The organism is Stenotrophomonas sp. SrG, from assembly GCF_050031795.1.
Taxonomy (GTDB): domain Bacteria; phylum Pseudomonadota; class Gammaproteobacteria; order Xanthomonadales; family Xanthomonadaceae; genus Stenotrophomonas; species Stenotrophomonas rhizophila_A.
Genome location: NZ_JBNBBE010001303.1, coordinates 1 through 236, shown reverse-complemented (window position 1 = coordinate 236; position 236 = coordinate 1). Strand labels below are relative to the sequence as shown.

1 protein-coding gene is annotated in these 236 nt (G+C 69.1%); it reads left to right on the top strand.

Annotation, left to right across the window (positions count from 1 at the left end; all coding sequences use genetic code 11):
- Positions 1-236 (top strand): chondroitinase-B domain-containing protein (locus ACQG3P_RS23635; protein WP_426806408.1); only part of this gene is annotated, 236 nt, incomplete at both ends.

Below are 236 nucleotides of genomic sequence, written 5' to 3'. Positions count from 1 at the left end.
CGCGACAACTATCTCGCAGGCGTGGCCGGCGAGGGCTTTGCCTCGGCCCTGGCGGTGATGGCCGGCACCCGCGATGCGCCACTCACCCGCTATGAGCAGGTGGACCACGCGCTGATCAGCCACAACAGCTTCGTGCAGGCGCGCTACCTGTTCCTCGGCGCCGGGCTGGACGAGGAGCGCTACGCGATGCCGGTGCGCAGCAAGATCGCCGACAACCTGGTCGTCGGCGATGGCAG